We start from the raw sequence: 19,646 nt of genomic DNA, 5'->3' as shown, positions 1-19,646 counted from the left end.
GCGTCTAAAAATGAAGCGTCAGTTGGAGAGGGGAGTGGCTCCCGTCGCACAGTTGGCGATGGGCAGGGCCTGCACGCTGGACACGGAATTGCTGACCGTGCCGTCGCCGCTCTGGGCCTGCACGGTCACGAAGGACGCCCCCTGGACCGAGATGGTATTGACGGGCGTGACGACGATGGCCTGGGCACCCAGACCTCTGGGCTGAACACTCAGGGGCGCGGTGTTTGGCCCCACGACGAACTCGAAGGTGGAAGGATTGCCCGAAGGGATGTTGCCGAGAGCGTTGGAATAGATCGTCTTGGTCATTCCGTTATCCCGGCCTTCCAGACGCGCCCCGAACTGGTTGATGGTGCCGTTAAACGTGACATTGACGCTCAGGCGGGTGTTCAGGTTGTTGCAGATGATGGACGTTCCCTTGGAATAAGCCTTGCCACTTTTGACGTCCACGGCGTCATTTGCCAGTGTGTACTGGCTGGTGTAGCTCAAAAGTTGCAGGTTGCTCACAGGCACAATGCCAGGATCGACAACAATATCCACGCCGCAGCTCGCCAGCACGCCCGTCAGCCCCACCGCCGCAATCAACAGTCTTTTCATGCTGCTCACTCTGGCTCACGAAGCTGATTGTGTTGTGATTCTGCCTTCAGACAATCTGAGGGCAGCTCACAAAAAACGCCGAGGCGCGAGGCCCCGGCACATGAACAAAATCGGATTTAAATTTCTTCTGGAGTGGTCTGGGTCACAGCGCAGTTGCTGTAGACATCCACATTGCCCAGAACTGTGTTGTTGATGGTAAAGCTTGAAGACCCCGTGTTGACAACGAGCTGCGGGTAGAACCCCCCGACCTTCCCGGAGGCGGTGACCACTTTGACCGTCACGGCAACCGGGTTGACAACGATGCTCTGGGGCAGGAACGCGCCGTTGGCCGAGTTGGCGTCGAACGTAATCTTATAGTTACCGTTCCCGACGGCTGCCAACTGGGTACCCGTGTAGGTGGCCGTGTAATTGTTATCGTACTGAGGGTTTTTATTAGGATCTTGTCCCTTCAGTCCGAGGGTGACGTTGCTGATGGTGCCTTGCAGGGTGAAGTTGACGGCAACCTGGGTTGAGCGGCTGCGCCCTGTCGCGTTGCCAGTGACGTTGTCGCAGGCGATGAATGGGCCGTTCGCCGAATTCAACCGATATTCAGTGCGGACCTCATTAATCTTTCCGTTGGCGCTGCCATCCGGCGCACTCCCACTGTTACAGCTTGCCAGGAGTCCAGTCATTCCGATTGCCGCCGCCATCATTAATTTCTTCATGCTGCTCACTTTGCCCCATTCCGCGCCAAATTGGGTGACTGTTACATTTACGAAACGTGAGCGCCGGGGCGGGTCAGGAGTGTTTCCCCCCAGATTCGGCCTGTCCTTTGCTCATGTTGCCCGGCTGCCGATCCAACCCCCGCTAAACTGCTTGCCATGACCATCAGCGAACTGGCCGGAAAACCCGCACCTCAGAGCCTGCTGACCAACATCCCTCGTCTGGTGGCGCACTATTACGAGACGCGCCCGGATGTGTCCGATCCCCTTCAGCGCGTGGCGTTTGGAACCAGCGGCCACCGGGGAACCAGCCTGAACGGCACCTTCAACGAGGCGCACATTCTGGCGGTGGCGCAGGCGGTGGCCGAACACCGCGCAGCGGCGGGCATCAGCGGGCCGCTGTTCATGGGTCTGGATTCCCACGCCCTGTCCGAACCCGCGTGGATGAGTGCGCTGGAAGTGCTGACCGCCAACGGCGTGCGCGTGTGCGTGCAGCCCGGCGTAATGACGCCGACGCCGCTGATCAGCCACGCGATCTTGCAACACAACCGCGCGGGCAAGGGTGGAACTGCCGACGGCATAGTGATTACGCCCAGCCACAATCCCCCGCAGGACGGCGGTTTCAAGTACAACCCCCCCAGTGGTGGCCCCGCCGATACCGACGTGACCGGAGCGGTGCAGGCCCGCGCCAACGCCATTCTGGAAAACGAAATGCGCGACGTGAAACGCCTGTCTCTGGAAGATGCGATGGGCAAGCTGGAGGAATTTGACTTCATCACTCCCTACGTGCGCCAGTTGCCCGAGGTGATCGATCTGGACGCCATCCGCGAAAGCGGCGTACATGTCGGCATCGATCCGCTGGGCGGGGCCAGTCTGCCCGTCTGGCAGGCAATTCTGGCCGAGTACAACCTGAACTTCGAGATCGTCAACAACACCGTCGATCCCCGCTTCGCCTTCATGAGCGTGGATAAGGACGGCAAGATTCGCATGGACTGCTCCAGCCCCTACGCGATGGCGGGTCTGTTGCGCCTCAAAGACGATTTTGACGTGGCGATGGGCAACGACCCGGATGCGGACCGACACGGCATCGTGACCGCTGACGGACTGATGAACCCCAACCACTATCTGGCCGTGATGATTGACTACCTGTTCAGCCACCGCCCCGGCTGGCGTGCCGAGGCAGGCGTGGGCAAAACGCTGGTTTCGAGTGCGCTGATTGACCGCGTGGCGAATGGCCTGGGCCGCAATCTGGTGGAAGTCCCGGTGGGCTTCAAATACTTCGTGGACGGGCTGCTCACGGGCGATCTGGGCTTTGGCGGGGAGGAATCCGCCGGGGCCAGCTTCCTGCGCCTGGACGGCAGCCCGTGGAGTACCGACAAGGACGGCCTGATCCCCGGTCTGCTGGCCGCCGAGATGACCGCCAAAACGGGCAAGACCCCCAGCCAGCGCTTTGCCGATCTGACCGAGAAATACGGCGCAACCGCCTATGACCGCCAGGATGCTCCTGCCACGCCCGCGCAGAAGAAGATTCTGGGCAACCTCTCGCCCGAGGACGTGAAGGCGCAGACGCTGGCGGGCGATCCGATCACCGCCCGCCTGACCCGCGCTCCCGGAAACGACGCGCCCATCGGCGGCCTGAAGGTGACCACCGCCGAGGCGTGGTTTGCCGCCCGGCCCAGCGGCACCGAGGACGTGTACAAGATCTACGCTGAGAGCTTTAAAGGCGCAGACCATCTGAAGCAGGTAATGGAGGAGGCCCGCGACGTGGTTTCCGAGGCGCTGGGAGGCAAGTAGGGTGGGGGAGAGTGCGCCGCATACGGTCATCACCCGTGAGGAGCTGCGCGGCGTGGAGTTCGACTGGTTCGCCGCCGACACTCATGGCCACGTCGCCCAGTTCATGGCGGCGGGCGACGAGGGTGGGGTGCCGGACGCGGCCCTGGCCTCCGAGGAACTATTGGAGGCCCTGCACGTCTGGATCGACACCCGCCCGGAAACCGAGCCGCCCAACGCCCCGGCAGGCGGCTTTGACGAACACCTGACGCCGCCCCAGCGCCGGGGAGCCTATGTATATGACCGTGTGCCCGATGAGTCTGGGGTTTACCGTCTGGTGGCCGCGCCGCGCACCCCGTTCACGGTGGCGGAGTTGCCTGCCCACCTGCGCGCGTATCTGGAAGGGCTGACGCTGGATGCGACGTTCGGGGAGGCGCGGTTACGGGTTGGGGCGGATGGGGTGGCGCGGGTAACGAAGGAGGTGTAGTCGTCACACGCGCAAGATCACTCCGCTGGCCCTTTCCCCACGGAGAGGGTTTTTTCTGGCTCTTCGTTGGTGAAGAGAAAGGGAAAAGCAAAGACCTTTTCACGGGTGTTGCCCGGACGCCCTTCCAATCTGTTGGAGGTGACAGCCTGCTTGGTGGCCGCACTTTCAGCCAGCGGCCAGAAGACCGCGTTGCGCCCCCGGCTGTCTGTTTCCTCACATCCCGCAGCCCAATCCACTACAGTTGACCGCGTGACCGTCCCGCCCGCCGCCCCCGATCCCCGTGAATCCAAGCAAGGCCCCGCCAACCCCGCCCCACTGCCCCGCAAGTCCCTGCGTGCCAATACCCTGATCGTCATGGCGGGCACGCTGGGTTCGAGGCTGTCGGGCATCGTGCGCCAGCAGATCATCAACCTGTTCGGCGACACATTGACCGATGCCTTCAACGTGGCCGTCAAGGTGCCCAATCTGCTGCGCGAACTGCTGGCCGAGGGCGCGCTGGTCAACTCCTTTATCCCCGTTTACAAATCGCTGGACACTGCAGAGCGCAAAAAACTGGCCCAGACCTTCAGCGGCGTGTTGATCGCGGTCAACCTGATCCTGATGGCGGTGGGCATCCTGGCCGCGCCGTGGATCGTGGGTCTGCTGACAGCGGCGGATGCCAACATCGACCGCGCCGTGGCTGTGTACATGACGCAACTGGTCATGCCCTTTCTGATGCTGATCAGCCTGTCCGCCGTGGCAATGGGTCTGCTGAACGCCGACGAACATTTCCGCGAGAGCAGTTTCGCCCCGGTGGCCTTCAACATCGCCAGCATCGTGGCGCTGCTGCTGCTGCCCAACACCGCCACCTGGCTGGCCTTTGGCTGGCTGATCGGTGGGGTGGCGCAACTGGTGGTGCAACTGCCCTCGCTGAACCGTTTCGGGCTGTTGCCCACGCCCAACTTGAAACCCAATCCGGCGCTGTTGCGGGTGCTGAAGCAGATGGCCCCATTCACCCTGACCGCCGGGGCGCGGCAGTTTCTGAACCTGTACGTGACGCGGCTGCTGACCAACGCTTCGCAGTTTCCGCAGGGCACGCAGACCGGGTACGGCAACGCCGAGGCGCTGTTCACGATGGCAAACGGCCTGTTCGTGGTCTCGCCCGCACTGGCGCTGTTTCCCCGATTTTCCGAACATGCCGCCGCCCGCGACTGGCCTGCCTTCAAGGCACTGACTGTGCAGGGCATCCGCACCACCACCTTTCTGGCGGCCCCGATCAGTGCGTTGCTGGTCACGCTGGCCCCCTACGCCGTCAGCCTGTTCAACCTGCGCGCGGACTACTCCCTGACCCGTTTCGAGGCAGGCAGCGGCATCCTGACCGGCTGGGCGCTGGCCCTCGTTCCCTGGGCCATCGTGACCCTGCTGCTGAGGACCTTCTACGCCCGTGAGCGCACGATGGAGGCCGTGAGCGTCAGCGCCGTGGGCTTCGTGCTGGAGGTTGGGCTGTACCGCCTGCTGGTGCCGCCGCTGGGCCTGCTGGGTTTCGGGGTCAGCACCGCCATTTCCGGCATTCTGATGGCTGGGGCGCTGGCCCTGCTGTACCGCCGCGCGCTGGGCTTTCCGGGCCGCGAGATCACGGTGCATCTGGCGCGGGTACTGCCGCTGTCGGTCATCGCGGGCCTGGTGGCATGGCTGGCCCTGCGTTTCGTCCCGTTCATTCCCGCCCCCGGTTCCATCGTCGCTGGTCTGATCGGCCTGAGCGTGGCGGGCGGCGCGGGCCTGGTTGCCTACCTGCTGGGCGCGCTGGCACTGAGAATGCCGGAGATGGGAGGGTTGGTGCGGCGGTTGCGGCGCTGAGGGGTCAAAACGAAAAATTGCCCTTCCGGGCGTCATTTTTACAACGTGTAACGGTGGGGCGAGAGGCGTTACTTCAGGGCTGTCAGGACCGCCGCGAAACCCGTTGGCAGTGCGGCGATTGCCGTGATAATCACAGCAACGTCACCTGTCTTTGGCCTTCTGCGGCGTCTCGGTGTATCGCATCCTTACGTTGTGCCATAAGGAACCACCTCCTTTGAAGCGCCCGGATTCCGAATCCGGGTGCTTCTTCACGCTCGGAATCTATGGCCTGCCCGCACTTTCCCCAGGTGTCATGCACCCCGTCCCTTGCGGGACGTCACCACTCTGGCGCGCGGTGACGCGGATCACGCTTTACAGGCGAATGCCGATCAGCGCGTAAGCCACCAGTGCCACCTTCTCGCGCAACAAATAACTGCGGCTGACGCCCCTGCTCAGCAGGCTGGCGCTGACATCGGCTTCCATGCCCAGCGCTCGGGCCAGGGCCAGGGCGCGCGGTGCGTGGGCCTCGTCGGTGACCAGCGTGATGGGCGTGTGGGGCGGCAGCATGGTGCGGGCAAAGCGCAGGTTTTCGACGGTGGTCCGGCTGCGCGCCTCGGCAAGCAGGGCAGAGGCCGGGACGCCGTGTTTCTTTAGGTACGCCTGCCCCACCTCGCCCTCGCTGAAGGGATCACCGGGGCGTCTGCCGCCCGTGACCACGATTTTTTGCACGCCGCCGCCCCGGTACAGCGCCAGTGCGTGGTTCAGCCGCCGCTGGAAGGCCGGGCTGGGCCGTCCTGCGTATTGCGCCGCGCCTAGTACGATCAGGGTGGGATGGGGCTGATCTGTATTCGGGACACGCAGATTGGGCAGCGCCAGAAAGCCCACGGCCAGCAGAGCCAGAACCGCCAGTGGAAGAAGAGAGAGGGTGGACCCCCTGGAGCGCATGGCGGGCAGCGTAGCATGAAGATATTCTTAAAGTGGTGCGGAGCTGTGCGAATCGGTGTTTTCCCCGAAAATTCAGGCTCCTGACGCCGTGGCCTGCGCCTGGAACGGCCTCTCCATCTTTTGCGTCCTACCTCCCGAAGCCTGTTTGGGGGCCGTGCTACCCTCGGGCCTGCCTTTCAAACGTCAGGTCACGCTGAGAGTGATTGACCTGATGGCTTCGCAAAGCGCGCCAGGAGTGTTGCCCCCTATGTCCAAGACCCTCGTGATTGTCGAATCTCCCGCCAAGGCCCGCACCATCGAGAAGTACCTCGGAAAGGGGTATGCGGTGGAGTCTTCGATTGGGCATATCCGTGACCTGCCCAAGAGTGCGGCGGACATTCCCGAAAAGTACAAGGGGCTGGCCTGGGCGCGGCTGGGACTGGACATCGAGAACGACTTCCAGCCTCTGTATGTGGTGTCGCCTGAGAAACGCCAGCATGTCGCCAAGCTGCGGAAGATGGCTGCCGAGGCCGACGAAATTATCCTGGCAACCGATGATGACCGCGAGGGCGAGAGCATCGCGTGGCACCTGTTTCAGGAGCTGAAGCCCAAAGTTCCGGTCAAGCGCATGGTCTTTCACGAAATTACGAAGGAAGCCATTCAGGCCGCGATTGCCTCTCCGCGCCAGATCGACACCAATCTGGTGGAGGCGCAGGAAGCCCGCCGCGCGCTGGACCGCCTGTATGGCTATGAAGTCAGCCCGGTGCTGTGGAAGAAAGTGGCCCCCAAGCTGTCGGCGGGCCGTGTGCAGAGTGTGGCGACGCGAATGCTGGTGGAGCGCGAGCGCGAGCGGATGCGCTTTATCAGTGCCCCGTGGTGGGATCTGCTGATTACAGGGCGCACGGCGGATGCTGCTACCTTCCCCGCCCGCCTCACCGATGTCGCCGGGCAAAAGCTGGCGCTGGGTAAAGACTTTGACCCCCTGACCGGCAAGCTCAAGCCCGAGGCAAAAGTTCGCACGCTGTCTGAGGTGGAAGCGAAAGCACTGGCAGATGGTCTGACCGGGCAGCCGCTGACCGTCACCTCCGCCGAGGAAAAGCCGTTCACGCAAAAACCTTATCCACCTTTTATTACGTCCACCTTGCAGCAGGAGGGCAGTCGCAAACTGGGCTTCGCCGCCACCCGCACCATGCGCGCCGCCCAGCGGCTTTACGAGGGTGGTTACATCACCTACATGCGAACGGACAGCACCAATCTCAGCGTCGAAGCGGTGACCGCCGCGCGTACCCAGGTTTCGCAGATGTACGGGCAGCCGTATCTCTCGCCGCAGCCGCGCGTGTACGCCAAGAAGGCCAAGAATGCCCAGGAAGCCCACGAGGCCATCCGGCCCGCTGGCAGCAGCTTCCGCACACCGGATTCTCTGCGCGGTGAGCTGAGTGGCGACGAGTGGCGCTTGTATGACCTGATCTGGAAGCGCACCGTGGCCTGCCAGATGGCGGATGCGAGGGGCCGCAGCCTGCGCGTGCGTCTGGGCGGCAAGGCGAAAACGGGCGAGGAAGTCGGTCTCAGCGCTTCTGGTCGCACCATCGACTTTCCCGGCTTCCTTCGCGCCTATGTGGAGGGCAGCGACGATCCTAGCGCGGCGCTGGAAGACCGCGAAACGCCGCTGCCGCCGCTGAAACAGGGTGAGCGTGTGACCGCCGAGACGGTGAAGCCCGAGGGCCACGAAACCCAGCCCCCCGCCCGCTATACCGAAGCCAGTCTGGTTCAGAACATGGAAGGAGCGGGCATTGGCCGACCCAGCACGTATGCCAGCATCCTGGGCACCATCCAGGACCGGGGCTACGCCACCAAGAAGGGGCAGGCGCTGGTGCCGAGCTGGACGGCCTTCGCCACCTCTGCGCTGCTGGAACACCATTTCGGGAATCTGGTGGATTACGACTTCACCGCCAAGATGGAAGAGGATCTGGACGACATTGCTGGGGGCCGGGCCAAGCGCGTGCCGTACCTGCAACGCTTCTATCTGGGCGTCAATGGTGAGGGGATGGCCCTGCGTCCCCTGATTGACCGCCAGATGGGCGAGATCGACGCGCGCGGCATCGCCACCATCGCGGTGCCAAAGCTGGAAGGCAGCGGCATCGAGGTTCGTGTGGGGCGTTACGGCCCCTACATGCAGCGCGGCGAGGACAAGGCCAACCTGCCCGAAGGGCTTGCACCTGACGAGTTGAATCTGGAGATGGCCGAGGACATCCTGAGCCGCCCCAGCGGAGACCGCCCCCTGGGCGTGGATGAGGCCAGCGGACATCCCGTGGTGGCCCGCGCCGGACGTTATGGCCCCTACGTGACTCTGGGCGCGGAGAATCCGCCGATTCGCACTGCCAGCCTGTTTCCCACGGATGATCTGGCGACGTTGACCCTGCCACGCGCCCTGAAACTCCTGAGCCTGCCCCGGCTGGTGGGCACGTCCGAGGGCGAGGAAGTCTGGGCGTTGAACGGTAAATACGGCCCATATCTGAAGCGGGCGAACGACAGCCGCAGCCTGACCACCCACGAGGAACTGTTCACGGTGACGCTGGCTGAGGCTGAGGCGCTGTTCTTGCAACCCCGCTTTGGCAAGGGCCGCTCGCCCACGCCGCCGCTCAGCACCTACAAATACGAGGGCCGCGCCGATATCGTTCTCAAGTCCGGGCGCTTTGGCCCCTACTTGACCGACGGTGAGCGCAACGCCACCCTCCGTAAGGGCGAATCCGAGGACAACCTGACCGCCGAACGCGCCCTGGAAATTCTGGAGGAACGCGGCAAGGAACCCAAGGCGAAGGTGGGCAAGCCGAAGAAGGCGGCGGCGAAGACAGGGGCAGCGAAGAAAGCTCCTGCTAAAAAGACAGCCACCAAAGCACCTGCCTCGAAAACGGCGGCCAAGAAAGCGCCTGCAAAAGCCCCGGCCAAGCCCACCTTTACCTGGGCGCAACTCAAGCCCCATCTGAAGGTGCTGTCCGCACAGGAACAGCAACTGGTCACCGCCACCCGCGAACTGGGCCGCAAGGTGGACGACGTGGCCCCCGAACTGGGACTGGACGTGAAAAAGGCCAAGGGCATGGCCCTGCAAGCCAGCAAGAAACTGAATCAGGCGGCGCGCGGAGAGTAGGGAAGTGCCGCGCGAAAGAGCCGCCATTCCACAGGCCCTGCATCTGACCCGCCTCGCCCAGAGTTCGCCGGGGCAGTGGGTGGGCCTGCCCGGCGGCGAACTGCGCGTGTTGAATTTGAGCGGCAAATTGACCGGTGACGCCGTGACCGGCTGGCTGATCTGCCTGAACGGTGAGGCCGTGGTTGACCTGCCCCAGAACAACTTCGTGCGACTGCGCCCCGGCGAGTGCTACCGCGTTACGGCGAACGAGGCGTGGACGGCCTTCGACACCAAAGAGGGCAGTGTCCTGCTGCTCTCGGTAGACGCCGGGTAAACTCCGGGGCATGATCCGTCCCGCCACCAGCGCCGACTTTGAACGCATTTACGAAATCATCAACGACGCCGCGCAGGCGTACCGGGGCATCATCCCCGCAGACCGCTGGCAAGAGCCGTACATGCCCAGCGAGGAGTTGCGCGAGCAGATCGCGGACGGCGTGGAATTCCTATGTTTTGAAGACGGCGACCAGGTCATCGGCGTGATGGGCATTCAGGACCGGGGCGAGGTCAAGCTGATCCGCCACGCCTACGTCGCCACCCGTCAGCGTGGCGGCGGCATCGGTTCCAGATTGTTGCGGGAACTGCTGGATTCCACCGAAAAGCCCGTTCTGATCGGCACCTGGGCGGCGGCGGCGTGGGCCATCAGTTTTTACCAGAAGCACGGCTTTTCCGTGGTGTCGGAAGAAGAGAAAAACCGCCTGCTCCGCATGTACTGGAGCATTCCAGAGCGGCAGGTGGAAACCTCGGTGGTGCTGGCGGACGCGCGGTACAGGGAAGCTAAAGCTGCCCTCTGAACGCTACTTTTTCTTGCCCTTATTCGCCTTCGCGGCTTCCTTCGCCGCCTTGGCCTCGGCCTTCTGCTTTTCCGCCATCTCGCGGCCCATGTCTTCCATCAGTTGCGCGCCCTGGGCGTCCACGGTGCGCTGCAATTCTACCAGTGTGGTGATCACCATGTTGTTCAGCACGCGCTCCACCGGCGTTCTGATCCACTTGTAACGGATGCGGCCATTGATGCTCAGGGTGACTTCCGTGCCACCGGGCATGGGCTTGAACTGCCACGCCTGCGTCAGCTTTTCCAGTGGCCCCACGTTGCGAACGCTTTCCCAGCCGCCACGCTGGGGGGCTTGGAGCTGGCCGTACTTGGCCGTGAAACTTAGGCCCAGCAACTTGCGCGAGAACTTGAAACGCACCAGGGCGTTGTTGGCCAGTCGGCCCCCCTCGGCCTCGTACTCGGCTCTGGTCAGGTTGGGGTCCCACTTCACGCGGCGGCGCGGCTCCAGCGCCAGGCGGTACAGCACGTCTGGGCGGGACCGGACCACGATGGTCTGCTTGATGCTGATGGACTCGGACATAGTGGGGCCACTGTAGCGCGGGGCGGGGCAGGGGCGCGGGCGCGGCGCTGGACATTCCCGTCGCCTCTTTTGCCCGCATCCTGCTTGCTACACTCCGCCGTGTGATGTTTGGACCCGATAAACCCCGCAGCCAGCCGCAGCCCGGCCACCTGTACGACGTGGCCGTGGTGGGCGCGGGCCTGGCCGGAACCGAGCTGGCCTGGCGGCTGGCCCGCGCGGGCGCGGACGTGCTGCTGGTTTCGCAGGCGCTGGACCATCTGGGCAACCTGTACGCGCCGACCATCGACGCCGCCGATTTCCCGCCCGGCAGTGTCTTCGCCCTGATCCGTGACGGGATCGCCCCCGACACCGACGGCTGGACCTTTCACCGCCAGCTCAAGGCGGAGATTGAGGGAACCTCCGGCATTCATCTGCTGCAAAGCACCGTGACCGAACTGGATGAAACCGACGACGAGATGGTGCTGTCCACCTGGGAAGGCCCGAAACTGCACGCCCGGCAGGTGGTGCTGGCGGTGGGAGCCTTCCTCAAGGGCCGTCTGCTGATCGGCGACAGCATGGAGGAAGCCGGGCGACTTTCGGAGGTGGCCTACGACTTCCTGGCCGACGATCTGGCCCGCTCCGGCGTCTTTCTGATCGGCTCGGAGGCCACGGCGGCGGCGGTGGAGGGTGCGCCGCCCTACGACGTGCGCTTCCTGACGCCTGCGCCCGGTGAACTGGACGGCTTTCAGCTCACCCGCTTTGACCGCGTACGCGCCGTGGGCCGCGTGTTGCCCGCCGAGTGTTCGTATAGAAGTGTGCTGGAAGACGCCGCCCGCCTCTCGGATGAGTTGCTGGAACTGGGCGTGGTGGGCGCATGATTTACCCGTTGGGCGATTTCCACTTTCCCGACTCGGCCCCCCGTCTGTACCCCCAGACGCCGGATCGCCCCTGGGTGCTGGAAATCGGCTTCGGGGATGGGCGCTTCTGGCCGCACTACGCCGCCACGTTCGAGACTGCCCCCAATTATCTGGGCGTGGAACTGTCGGGCGTCTCACTGCTGAAGGCCCAGCGTCGCCTCAAGAATGCGGGCCTGGACAACGCCATCCTGACCAAGCTGCCCGCAGACGTGCTGCTGCGCGAGGTTGTGCCGCATGGTGGCCTGGACGCTGTGGTGGTCAACTTTCCCGATCCCTGGCCGAAAGCCGGGCATCTGGACCACCGTTTGCTGCGCGTGCCGTTCTTTCAGCTCGCGGCTTCGCGGCTGAAACCCGGCGGCGCGGTGCTGCTGACCACCGATCACGACGAGTATTTCGACTTTGCATGTCAGGCGGCGCGCGACAGCGGCGTAATGAATGTGGAACTGACCGAAGCGCCGCCCGCCGCATTGGAAACCAAATACGCCCTCAAGTGGCGTGACCTGGGCCTCAGCCCCCAGCACGCCCGTTTCACGCCCACTGCCCACCCGGTTGTCCCGCACGGCGACATCCACCCCTACCCGGAGGACCCTGATCTCGTGCCACACGCCATCCTGACCCTGCCCGCAGATTTTGCTCCCGCCGCCCCCGGCCAGCCCTTCGAGAAGCGCACGGCCCGCGCGGGCGGCTGGACCGTCATCCTGCTGGACCTGTACGCCAGCCTGCGCCGGGACGGCTGGGTGGCGCTGGCCCATGTGGTGGAAGGGGAACTCACGCAGGAGGTGCTGATCGGCATTACTGCGCGCGAGGACGGCAGCCATCTGGTGCGCCTCGCCAAGTTCGGCGGCCCGATCATCACGCTGGGGGTCAAGGCGGCGGTGGGGGCCGTTACCGACTGGCTGGAGGAATCGGGCGGACGGGTGACGCACCGGGGCTACTGAAGCCGGGCCTGGCGGGTGGAGGGAAAGAATCCCCTCCGCCCCCTCTCCCTTCGTGGCACAATCACCCCCAATGAGCGTTGTCATTCTGGATTTCGGCAGTCAATTTACCCGCCTGATCGCGCGACGGTTCCGCGAGCTGGGAGCCTACAGCGTGATTCTGCCCGGCTCGGCCCCGCTGGAGCGCATTCAGCAGGAAAATCCGCAGGGCATCGTGCTGTCGGGCGGCCCCAGCAGCGTCTATGACGCCCAGGCCCCTAAACCCGCCCTCGGCGTGATGGACCTGGACATTCCCATTTTGGGCGTGTGCTACGGCATGCAGTATTTGGCCCAGGAGGCCGGAGGCGACGTGAAACGGGCCGGGAAGCGCGAGTACGGCAAGGCGGACCTGACCCGTTACGGCGGCCAACTGTTCGAGGGAATCAGCGGCGAATTTGTCGCCTGGATGAGCCACAGCGACAGCGTGACCCAGTTGCCGCAGGGCTACGAGGTGATCGCGGAAACGGCGGATACGCCCGTCGCCGCCATTGAAAACACGCAGACGCGGCGCTACGGCCTGCAATTTCACCCCGAAGTGGTCCACACCCCCAAGGGCGGGCAGATTCTGGGCAATTTCCTGACCATCTGTGGCGTGGCGCGAGACTGGACCGCCGAACACATCATCGACGAGCTGATCGCAGACGTTCAGAAGCAGGTGGGAGACAGCCGTGTGCTGCTGGCGATCAGCGGCGGCGTGGACAGTTCCACGCTGGGGCTGCTGCTGGCGCGGGCGGTGGGGGAGAGGCTGACCGCCGTGTTCATTGATCACGGGTTGCTGCGCCTGGGCGAACGCGAACAGGTGGAGGCTGCGCTGATTCCCCTGGGCGTGCATCTGGTCACGGTGGACGCCCGCGCCGAGTTCATGGGCGCGCTGGACGGCGTCTCAGACCCCGAGCAGAAGCGCAAGATCATCGGGCGCGAATTCATCCGGGCCTTCGAGCGCGAGGCCGCCATTCAGGCGCAGGAACACGGCCCGTTCGACTTTCTGGCCCAGGGCACCCTTTACCCAGACGTGATCGAGTCAGCGGGCGGCCTTCAGTCCGACAAATCCGGCGCGGCGAACATCAAGAGCCATCACAACGTCGGCGGCCTGCCCGAAGACCTGAATTTTAAGCTGGTGGAACCCTTCCGCACGCTGTTCAAGGACGAGGTCCGCGAGATTGCCCGCCTGCTGGGCCTGCCCGAACACATTCGTATGCGTCACCCCTTTCCGGGGCCGGGGCTGGCGATCCGCTGCCTGGGCGCGATTTCAGAGGAAAAGATGGACATCCTGCGCCGGGTGGACGACATCTTTATCTCCGGCCTGCGCGAGTTTGGGCTGTATGACGGCTGCTCGCAGGCGCTGGCGATCCTGACCCCGATCAGAAGCGTGGGTGTGATGGGCGATGAGCGTACCTACAGCTACACGGCGGCGCTGCGGGCGGTGACCACCGACGACTACATGACCGCCGAGTGGGCGCGGCTGCCCTGGGAATTTCTGGCTACCATGAGCAACCGCATCGTTAATCAGGTCCACGAGATCAACCGTGTGGTGTACGACATCACTGGCAAGCCGCCCGCCACGATTGAGTGGGAATAAGTTGATGCGTGAGCGGCCCGGACCTCAAAGCCATGAGCGTTGAAGAAAGAGGAACTCAGCCCGTACAAAGGCGAGTACGTGGGCGGCTTCGACCCTCTTTTTGGGAAATAGGCCGCTGCACGGGCAAGCGGGGGTAGGAATGCCTCACTCCCTGATCAGCGGCAACATTTTTGGCACTCTGTACGGTCCAGCCAGAAAGGCAGGCCGCCGCATCCATCAGTCCGACATGCGCCTGAGTGTCGAGGCCAGCAGCAGCTATTTCTACCTAGATGTGATGCTGGTCTGCGACACTGCCAGCTCTCAGCGGCTGGCCGAGATCGCGCCGTGCCTGCTGGTGGAAGTCCTGTCCCCCAGCACGGCGGCGAATGACCGGGTGGGCGAATACGCCATGTACACCGCCATTCCCAGCCTGCAAACGTACCTGATCGCCGAGCAAAATGAGCGGCGTGTCTATGCCTATCAACGGGACGGGCAACAGTGGAACCTGAGCGAGGTGAGCGGCAGCGGCGAGGTGCAGATTCCCTGCCTGGGCCGCGTGCTGAGCCTGGATGACATTTACGGCGGGGTTCTCAGCGCCTGAGTTTCAGGGTTTGAGCCAGTACGGTAATTCAAACGGTTTGCCCCGCGCCCACTCGAAGTTGAAGTCCTGCCGCATTGCCTTTAATGCGGAGGGATCACTGGTGGCCAGCGTGTACTCGTTCAGGCCGTGAGCGCCAAACGACGAGAAATGGAGGTTGAGGCTGCCCACGGTCACCATCGCGTCGTCCACCAGCGTGGCCTTGGTGTGCATGCCGCCCGCTGTGCCAGACCAACGGACTTGCAGGTGGTCTTCCAAGCCCAGCGGCTTGAGCTGCCCCCACAGGCTGGACAGCAGCGCCAGCGGCTCGATTTGTAGCAGTGGATCGTGGTCCAGCACCATACGGACGCGTACCCCATGCTCGCGAATTGCGCCCACGATGGCGTGCCATACGGGCAGCACCTCCTGCGGAAAGGGGCAGCCGCCCGGCGCGGTCAGGCTCAGGCTGCACTGCACGGTGCCGCTGATCTGCGACTGCATCAGGTCGATGCTGGACCCGGCGGCAGCGAACAGGGCGGGCAACGCCGAGTCTTGCGTTTCGTACCCGGTACGGCGGTACAGGCCATAGGCGCGCGAGGTTCCCGCAGGCTGGGGCGGGGCCGTGTAGAACAGCGGGTAAGGGTCCCCGGTGTCAGTCAGCGCGCAGCCTTTGTGCAAGTCGGCCACCCTGACGCCTGCCCGACACCGCAGCGGACGGCTCAGCAGCCAGGAATCACGGAAGGCGGCCACCGTCTGCCGCGCCACTGGCCCCCTCAGCGTCAGCATCAGATCGGTCAGGTCCAGACCGCCGCGAGTGCTGGCCGGAAGGTGAAAGAAACTGATATTGGCCCCGCCCGCTGTCGTTTCCTGCCCGTCGATCACCAGCACCTTGAGGTGGTTGTGTGGGTAGGCGTAGGTGTAGTTGGCGAGGGCGAGCGTGAAGCCCTGTACTGGATCGCCCGAGAGGGGCACCCCGGCCTCCAGCAGTTGCCGCGCGGCGCTGTAGACGCTGCTGGTGGGGTCCAGCAGGCTATCCAGGCGCACGCTGTTGCCGAACATCAGGCGCACGGTCACGCCCTGCGGGTAACGCTGAGGGTACTGGGCCACCTGCTGCCGCAATTCTGCGATGGAATGGGCCAGCAACACGCCGGGAGAGCCGGGGCCGTCGTCCCACAGCATGTTGGCCAGCAGAACCTCGTGCCGTGCGCCCTCAATCTGGCGGGCCATCACGGCAAAGCCTCCCATCGGGTCCGGGGGCTGTCCGCCCAGGCCGGAGTCATCATTGGGAAAGTGGATCAGCCCCGCAAACGCATTGCCGCAGCTCAGCGCCGCGCCCTGGCCGCGCAGGTGGTCATACAGCACGCGGTCCAGCGGGGCCTGTGGTGCGGGGCAAGTGGGTGCCAGGGCCGGGGCCACCTCTGTCAGTCCATCCAGCGCGGCCAGATCCGGGGGGGAAAGTGGGCCGCTCAGCAGGGTCAGGGGCGGTGTACCCGGGACGGCCTGCGAGATGCTCACGCCTGCCCCCAGCGTCAGGAGCAGCCCCAGCAGCAGCGCCACACCGAAGACCCGGAAAAACAGCAGCGTGCCCATCCTGCACAGCTTAGGCGGCGCGTCCGGGCCATATCTGACGGTGCCTTCACCACTCCTGATAGCTTGGACCCCATGACTGCCCCAGATCGCCAGATTCAGAGCGTCAATGCTGGTCAGCCTGCCCCTGTCCAGATTGGCGAGCGCCCACACATCAGCGGCATCGATAAGCGTCCATTGCCGGGGCGCGTGCGGATCGATGAAGCTGGTTTGGAGGGAGACCATGTGATGGACACGCGCCATCATGGCGGCCCCGATCAGGCCGTGTACATCTACACCCGCGAGGACTACGACGTCTGGGAGGCCGAACTGAGGCGGGCGCTGCCCCCTGGGCTGTTTGGCGAGAACCTGCTGATCTGTGGGCTGGAATCCGCCGCTATGCGCGTGGGAGACCGGCTGGAACTCGGAGAGACGGGCGGCGTGCTGCTGGAAGTCACCGCCCCGCGCATTCCCTGCGCCACGCTGGCGGCGCATGTGGGCGATCCGGCCTTTGTCAAGCAGTTCAAGGGGCTGGCCCGTCCCGGCTTCTACACCCGTGTGCTGCGCGGCGGCGAGGTGGGACCGGGCGACAGCGTGCGCCTGATCCCCGGCTCGGTAGACGCCCCCAGCATTGGCGAACTGTTCGCCCTGCATTACAAGCGCTCTGCCGATCCCAGGAAGATGGAGGCGTACCTGAACTTTCCGCTGGCGGTGCGGGTGCGTGCTGATCTGGAAGACCGACTGGCAAAAGCGGGAGCTTAACTTCAGTCCGTGAAGCGCAGCAGATAGCCGTCCGGGTCCTGCACCAGAAATTCGCGCTGCTGGTGTTCGGTGTCTCCCTCCAGATACGTGGAAGTCTGCATGAGAACGAAAAGGGGGTAGGCGTCGGCCTCCAGCCGCCCGTGCAGCGCGTCGATATCCGGCACCTGAATCTGAAAGTTGATGCCGCGTCCCAGGGGAGGCTCCAGCGGGCCAGTCTGCCAGGAACCCTCTGGGCGAATCTGCGAGAGCATCCATTGAATGCGCCCTAGGCTCAGGTAGGCGAAGCCGGGGCGGGTGTAGTTGACGGTAAAGCCGAACAGACGCGTGTACACGTCCAGACTATGGTCCAGATCGCTGACATCCAGCTCCGGCACGAGGGCGGCCCATTCGGTCACGGGAACGTGGGAGGTATTGGGTTCGGTCATGCGGGCAGGCTAGCGGAGAGGCGGCAAGACCTTCCATGCGCCAAACGGCCCAACCGACAGACCAGCCCTATTCCGTGTAGGGCAACTCCAGAGGGAAGATGCGGTTCGCCAGCGTCTCCAGCCCCTTCCTTCCGGCGCGGCCCTGGCAGGCTTCGGTGGCGGTACACAGGGTCACGTAGCGGCTGCGGCGGGCGGCCACCACCACGCGGTACAGGGCGGCCTCGCTGCGGCTGCGGGTGTAATGGCACAGATCACAGTGCAGGGCATTTTTCCCCTTGGGGTCCAGCGGGGTAAATTCGGCCAGTTGATCGCCGTGGACCAGGGCCAGTCTTCCATCGGCCACCGGGTACAGGCCCAGGGTGGGCAGGGCGTCGCCCTCATGGGGGCCGAACAGTTCGCGGTGCGTTTCGGGAAAGAGTTCCCGCAACAGGTCGGCGACACTGTGTTCCTGTGGGCGCGGGTCTTTCATCGCCTGTCAGTTTACCTGCCAGATGCAGTCAGGAACGTGGAGAGCGGCACAGGCGGCGCAGACGGGAGGGCCTAGACTGCGGAGCGTGACGCGGCCCTCAGCGCAGGAAAACTTGGCGCAGAAAAACTTGATGCGAGATCAGCCATGAAGTTCCGCTCGGCCAACCGCAGCGGCATCGTGATCCGCCGCCGGGTGATGCCGTCGGGCGACATCATCGTGACGCTGCTGACGCCGCAGGGCAAGCTCAAGGCGATTGCGCGCGGCGGTGTGCGCGGGCCGCTGGCCAGCCGCCTGAACCTGTTTCACCACGTCGGCGTGCAGGTGTACCAGACGCCCAACAACGATCTGGCCACGGTCAAGCAGGCCGTGCTGGAGGGCGCGCTCCCCAGTCTGGCCGAGCCGGAGCGGCACGCCTTCGCTCACCTGATGGCCGAATTTGCCGACGCGCTGTTCCAGGAAGGGGAGTTCAGCGAGACGGCGTTCGAGCTGTTTGCGGCGGCCCTGCGCGGCGTGGCCCACCAGCCAGACCCCGAATGGGTGGCGCTGGTCATGAGCTACAAGTTGCTGGGTCTGGCGGGAATCGTGCCGCAGACTGCCCGCTGTGCCCGTTGCGGCGCGCCGGACCCTGCCCACCCGGACCCCGTGGGCGGCCAGATGCTGTGTGCGGCCTGCGCCAGCCTGCCCTTTTACCCACCCCAGTCGCTGGACTTCCTGCGCGGAGTGGTGCGCCGCACGGTGCGGGCCAACATGGACGCCCCGGTGCCGCCTTCAGAGCGCCCGGCGCTGTGGCGGGCGCTGGAACGCTTCGTGACCGTGCAGGTGGGCGGGGTCCACAGTTGGCGGCAACTGGTGCCCAGCGCTCCTGCGGTACCCAGTTCGCCTGGCTAAGCTTCTCCCTCGCCCGCCGCCGCGATGGCCCCCAGCAATGCCACTGGAGCCGTTTCCGCCCGCAGGATGCGCGGCCCCAGCGTGACCGCGTGTGCGCCGCGCCCGATCAGTCCAGACACCTCGGCGTCGGTCAGGCCGCCTTCCGGGCCAGTCAGGACGTTCACGGGTGCGGACCAGTCCAGCAGATTCATGATCCGTCCGGCTGAACCCGGCTGGGCCACGAAAAGCTCACCGTCCCACTGAAAATCCGCCAGCGCAATGGGCGCGAGGACTTCGGGCACCACCGCGCGGCGCGACTGCTTGCTGGCTTCCTCCGCCACCCGCTGCAAACGCATCAGCTTCTGCGCGCCGATCTCGCGGGCGTCGGCGCGGGCGGTGACCAGCAGTTGCACCCGTCCCACGCCCAGCTCGGTGGCGGCGCGCACCACGTCCGAGAGCTTGTCGCCCTTCAGGAGTGCAACCGCCAGCGTCAGGGGAAAGGGGGTTTCCGCCGCGCCGCTCACCTGCTCACCCAGCGTGAGGACGGCGCGGCCCGCTTCCAGTTCCGCGATCTCGGCTCCGGCTTCCGCACCCTGTCCGTCGAACACGCGTAACGCGTCGCCCACCTTCAGCCGCAGGACGTGCAGATGGCGGGCCTCGCGCGGTCCCAGCGTCATCTGCGGAGTCAGTTCCTGTACACGGATGCGGGTGTCGGTCATGGCTGTCCT

The 19,646-nt window shown here is 64.7% G+C and carries 20 protein-coding genes; 12 read left to right on the top strand and 8 right to left on the bottom strand.

What is annotated here, in order from left to right:
- Positions 1 to 18: 18 nt before the first annotated feature.
- Both DAAJ005_RS11240 and DAAJ005_RS11235 read right to left on the bottom strand, forming a co-directional pair.
- Entirely contained in the window at positions 19 to 594 is a 576-nt protein-coding gene (locus DAAJ005_RS11240) for a hypothetical protein (RefSeq protein ID WP_151847181.1), read from the bottom strand.
- A 116-nt stretch (positions 595 to 710) separates the two neighbouring features.
- Positions 711 to 1,298 (bottom strand): hypothetical protein, encoded by a 588-nt coding sequence (locus DAAJ005_RS11235; protein WP_226342389.1) that lies wholly within the window; start codon positions 1,296 to 1,298, stop codon positions 711 to 713.
- A gap of 156 nt (positions 1,299 to 1,454) precedes the next feature.
- Here DAAJ005_RS11235 and pgm point away from each other — a divergent pair, with 156 nt between their 5' ends.
- From pgm to murJ, 3 genes are all read left to right on the top strand, one after another.
- Positions 1,455 to 3,089 (top strand): phosphoglucomutase (alpha-D-glucose-1,6-bisphosphate-dependent), encoded by a 1,635-nt coding sequence (pgm, locus tag DAAJ005_RS11230; protein WP_151847180.1) that lies wholly within the window; start codon positions 1,455 to 1,457, stop codon positions 3,087 to 3,089.
- A 1-nt stretch (position 3,090) separates the two neighbouring features.
- Positions 3,091 to 3,552, top strand: coding sequence for a hypothetical protein (locus tag DAAJ005_RS11225; protein WP_226342388.1), 462 nt, complete (start codon positions 3,091 to 3,093; stop codon positions 3,550 to 3,552).
- A 354-nt stretch (positions 3,553 to 3,906) separates the two neighbouring features.
- Positions 3,907 to 5,388, top strand: coding sequence for a murein biosynthesis integral membrane protein MurJ (gene murJ, locus DAAJ005_RS11220; protein WP_255448065.1), 1,482 nt, complete (start codon positions 3,907 to 3,909; stop codon positions 5,386 to 5,388).
- 351 nt (positions 5,389 to 5,739) lie between these two features.
- Here the strand turns inward: murJ and DAAJ005_RS11215 are convergent, their stop codons facing one another.
- Positions 5,740 to 6,312 (bottom strand): YdcF family protein, encoded by a 573-nt coding sequence (locus DAAJ005_RS11215; RefSeq protein WP_151847179.1) that lies wholly within the window; start codon positions 6,310 to 6,312, stop codon positions 5,740 to 5,742.
- 247 nt (positions 6,313 to 6,559) lie between these two features.
- Between DAAJ005_RS11215 and topA the strand changes: the two genes are divergently transcribed.
- The 3 genes from topA to DAAJ005_RS11200 are packed head-to-tail and all read left to right on the top strand — an operon-like array spanning position 6,560 to position 10,266.
- Positions 6,560 to 9,436: a type I DNA topoisomerase gene (topA, locus tag DAAJ005_RS11210; RefSeq protein ID WP_192930736.1), complete on the top strand. Its 2,877-nt coding sequence runs from the start codon at positions 6,560 to 6,562 to the stop codon at positions 9,434 to 9,436.
- A gap of 4 nt (positions 9,437 to 9,440) precedes the next feature.
- Positions 9,441 to 9,749 carry a hypothetical protein gene (locus DAAJ005_RS11205; protein WP_151847177.1) on the top strand — a complete coding sequence of 103 codons (309 nt, stop codon included), beginning with the start codon at positions 9,441 to 9,443 and terminating at the stop codon, positions 9,747 to 9,749.
- A gap of 10 nt (positions 9,750 to 9,759) precedes the next feature.
- Entirely contained in the window at positions 9,760 to 10,266 is a 507-nt protein-coding gene (locus tag DAAJ005_RS11200) for a GNAT family N-acetyltransferase (protein WP_151847176.1), read from the top strand.
- 3 nt (positions 10,267 to 10,269) lie between these two features.
- On the opposite strand, the gene DAAJ005_RS11195 is transcribed toward DAAJ005_RS11200, so the two are convergent.
- Positions 10,270 to 10,824 carry an SRPBCC family protein gene (locus DAAJ005_RS11195; protein ID WP_075830201.1) on the bottom strand — a complete coding sequence of 185 codons (555 nt, stop codon included), beginning with the start codon at positions 10,822 to 10,824 and terminating at the stop codon, positions 10,270 to 10,272.
- 104 nt (positions 10,825 to 10,928) lie between these two features.
- On the opposite strand from DAAJ005_RS11195, the gene DAAJ005_RS11190 reads away from it, so the two are divergent.
- The 4 genes from DAAJ005_RS11190 (at position 10,929) to DAAJ005_RS11175 (ending at position 14,853) form a co-directional block, all read left to right on the top strand.
- Positions 10,929 to 11,681, top strand: coding sequence for an FAD-dependent oxidoreductase (locus DAAJ005_RS11190; RefSeq protein ID WP_151847175.1), 753 nt, complete (start codon positions 10,929 to 10,931; stop codon positions 11,679 to 11,681).
- Positions 11,678 to 12,658 carry a tRNA (guanosine(46)-N(7))-methyltransferase TrmB gene (locus tag DAAJ005_RS11185; protein ID WP_151847174.1) on the top strand — a complete coding sequence of 327 codons (981 nt, stop codon included), beginning with the start codon at positions 11,678 to 11,680 and terminating at the stop codon, positions 12,656 to 12,658. Before DAAJ005_RS11190 ends, DAAJ005_RS11185 begins: the two co-directional genes overlap by 4 nt.
- A gap of 70 nt (positions 12,659 to 12,728) precedes the next feature.
- On the top strand, positions 12,729 to 14,273 hold the full coding sequence (gene guaA / locus DAAJ005_RS11180; RefSeq protein ID WP_151847173.1) for a glutamine-hydrolyzing GMP synthase: 1,545 nt from the start codon (positions 12,729 to 12,731) through the stop codon (positions 14,271 to 14,273).
- 139 nt (positions 14,274 to 14,412) lie between these two features.
- Complete coding sequence (locus DAAJ005_RS11175) at positions 14,413 to 14,853, top strand: Uma2 family endonuclease (RefSeq protein WP_226342386.1); 441 nt, start codon at positions 14,413 to 14,415, stop codon at positions 14,851 to 14,853.
- Positions 14,854 to 14,856: 3 nt separating this feature from the next.
- Here DAAJ005_RS11175 and DAAJ005_RS11170 read toward each other — a convergent pair whose 3' ends face one another.
- Positions 14,857 to 16,419, bottom strand: coding sequence for a phospholipase D-like domain-containing protein (locus DAAJ005_RS11170; protein WP_151847172.1), 1,563 nt, complete (start codon positions 16,417 to 16,419; stop codon positions 14,857 to 14,859).
- A 72-nt stretch (positions 16,420 to 16,491) separates the two neighbouring features.
- On the opposite strand from DAAJ005_RS11170, the gene DAAJ005_RS11165 reads away from it, so the two are divergent.
- Entirely contained in the window at positions 16,492 to 17,157 is a 666-nt protein-coding gene (locus DAAJ005_RS11165) for an MOSC domain-containing protein (protein ID WP_151847171.1), read from the top strand.
- 2 nt (positions 17,158 to 17,159) lie between these two features.
- On the opposite strand, the gene DAAJ005_RS11160 is transcribed toward DAAJ005_RS11165, so the two are convergent.
- On the bottom strand, positions 17,160 to 17,582 hold the full coding sequence (locus tag DAAJ005_RS11160) for a VOC family protein (protein ID WP_151847170.1): 423 nt from the start codon (positions 17,580 to 17,582) through the stop codon (positions 17,160 to 17,162).
- Positions 17,583 to 17,649: 67 nt separating this feature from the next.
- On the bottom strand, positions 17,650 to 18,051 hold the full coding sequence (locus DAAJ005_RS11155) for a hypothetical protein (protein WP_151847169.1): 402 nt from the start codon (positions 18,049 to 18,051) through the stop codon (positions 17,650 to 17,652).
- Between the two features lie 144 nt (positions 18,052 to 18,195).
- Here DAAJ005_RS11155 and recO point away from each other — a divergent pair, with 144 nt between their 5' ends.
- Positions 18,196 to 18,939: a DNA repair protein RecO gene (gene recO, locus DAAJ005_RS11150; RefSeq protein WP_151847168.1), complete on the top strand. Its 744-nt coding sequence runs from the start codon at positions 18,196 to 18,198 to the stop codon at positions 18,937 to 18,939.
- Here recO and DAAJ005_RS11145 read toward each other — a convergent pair.
- A complete protein-coding gene (locus DAAJ005_RS11145) occupies positions 18,936 to 19,637 on the bottom strand; it encodes a 16S rRNA (uracil(1498)-N(3))-methyltransferase (protein WP_151847167.1) in 702 nt (233 codons plus the stop codon). The genes recO and DAAJ005_RS11145 overlap by 4 nt on opposite strands.
- Between the last annotated feature and the right edge of the window lie 9 nt (positions 19,638 to 19,646).

Source organism: Deinococcus sp. AJ005 (genome assembly GCF_009017495.1).
In the GTDB taxonomy this organism is placed as follows: Bacteria; Deinococcota; Deinococci; order Deinococcales; family Deinococcaceae; genus Deinococcus.
This window is presented reverse-complemented; position numbering and strand designations above follow the sequence as displayed.

Excerpts from the sequence above, each read along its gene's own strand:
- guaA (WP_151847173.1), top strand. The coding sequence starts at position 12,729 with ATGAGCGTTGTCATTCTGGATTTCGGCAGTCAATTTACCCGCCTGATC.
- DAAJ005_RS11215 (WP_151847179.1), bottom strand. The coding sequence starts at position 6,312 with ATGCGCTCCAGGGGGTCCACCCTCTCTCTTCTTCCACTGGCGGTTCTG.
- DAAJ005_RS11200 (WP_151847176.1), top strand. The coding sequence starts at position 9,760 with ATGATCCGTCCCGCCACCAGCGCCGACTTTGAACGCATTTACGAAATC.
- recO (WP_151847168.1), top strand. The coding sequence starts at position 18,196 with ATGAAGTTCCGCTCGGCCAACCGCAGCGGCATCGTGATCCGCCGCCGG.
- DAAJ005_RS11170 (WP_151847172.1), bottom strand. The coding sequence starts at position 16,419 with ATGGGCACGCTGCTGTTTTTCCGGGTCTTCGGTGTGGCGCTGCTGCTG.
- DAAJ005_RS11195 (WP_075830201.1), bottom strand. The coding sequence starts at position 10,824 with ATGTCCGAGTCCATCAGCATCAAGCAGACCATCGTGGTCCGGTCCCGC.
- topA (WP_192930736.1), top strand. The coding sequence starts at position 6,560 with ATGTCCAAGACCCTCGTGATTGTCGAATCTCCCGCCAAGGCCCGCACC.
- DAAJ005_RS11190 (WP_151847175.1), top strand. The coding sequence starts at position 10,929 with ATGTTTGGACCCGATAAACCCCGCAGCCAGCCGCAGCCCGGCCACCTG.
- murJ (WP_255448065.1), top strand. The coding sequence starts at position 3,907 with ATGGCGGGCACGCTGGGTTCGAGGCTGTCGGGCATCGTGCGCCAGCAG.
- DAAJ005_RS11240 (WP_151847181.1), bottom strand. The coding sequence starts at position 594 with ATGAAAAGACTGTTGATTGCGGCGGTGGGGCTGACGGGCGTGCTGGCG.
- DAAJ005_RS11235 (WP_226342389.1), bottom strand. The coding sequence starts at position 1,298 with ATGAAGAAATTAATGATGGCGGCGGCAATCGGAATGACTGGACTCCTG.
- DAAJ005_RS11155 (WP_151847169.1), bottom strand. The coding sequence starts at position 18,051 with ATGAAAGACCCGCGCCCACAGGAACACAGTGTCGCCGACCTGTTGCGG.
- DAAJ005_RS11160 (WP_151847170.1), bottom strand. The coding sequence starts at position 17,582 with ATGACCGAACCCAATACCTCCCACGTTCCCGTGACCGAATGGGCCGCC.
- DAAJ005_RS11175 (WP_226342386.1), top strand. The coding sequence starts at position 14,413 with ATGCCTCACTCCCTGATCAGCGGCAACATTTTTGGCACTCTGTACGGT.
- pgm (WP_151847180.1), top strand. The coding sequence starts at position 1,455 with ATGACCATCAGCGAACTGGCCGGAAAACCCGCACCTCAGAGCCTGCTG.
- DAAJ005_RS11165 (WP_151847171.1), top strand. The coding sequence starts at position 16,492 with ATGACTGCCCCAGATCGCCAGATTCAGAGCGTCAATGCTGGTCAGCCT.
- DAAJ005_RS11185 (WP_151847174.1), top strand. The coding sequence starts at position 11,678 with ATGATTTACCCGTTGGGCGATTTCCACTTTCCCGACTCGGCCCCCCGT.
- DAAJ005_RS11145 (WP_151847167.1), bottom strand. The coding sequence starts at position 19,637 with ATGACCGACACCCGCATCCGTGTACAGGAACTGACTCCGCAGATGACG.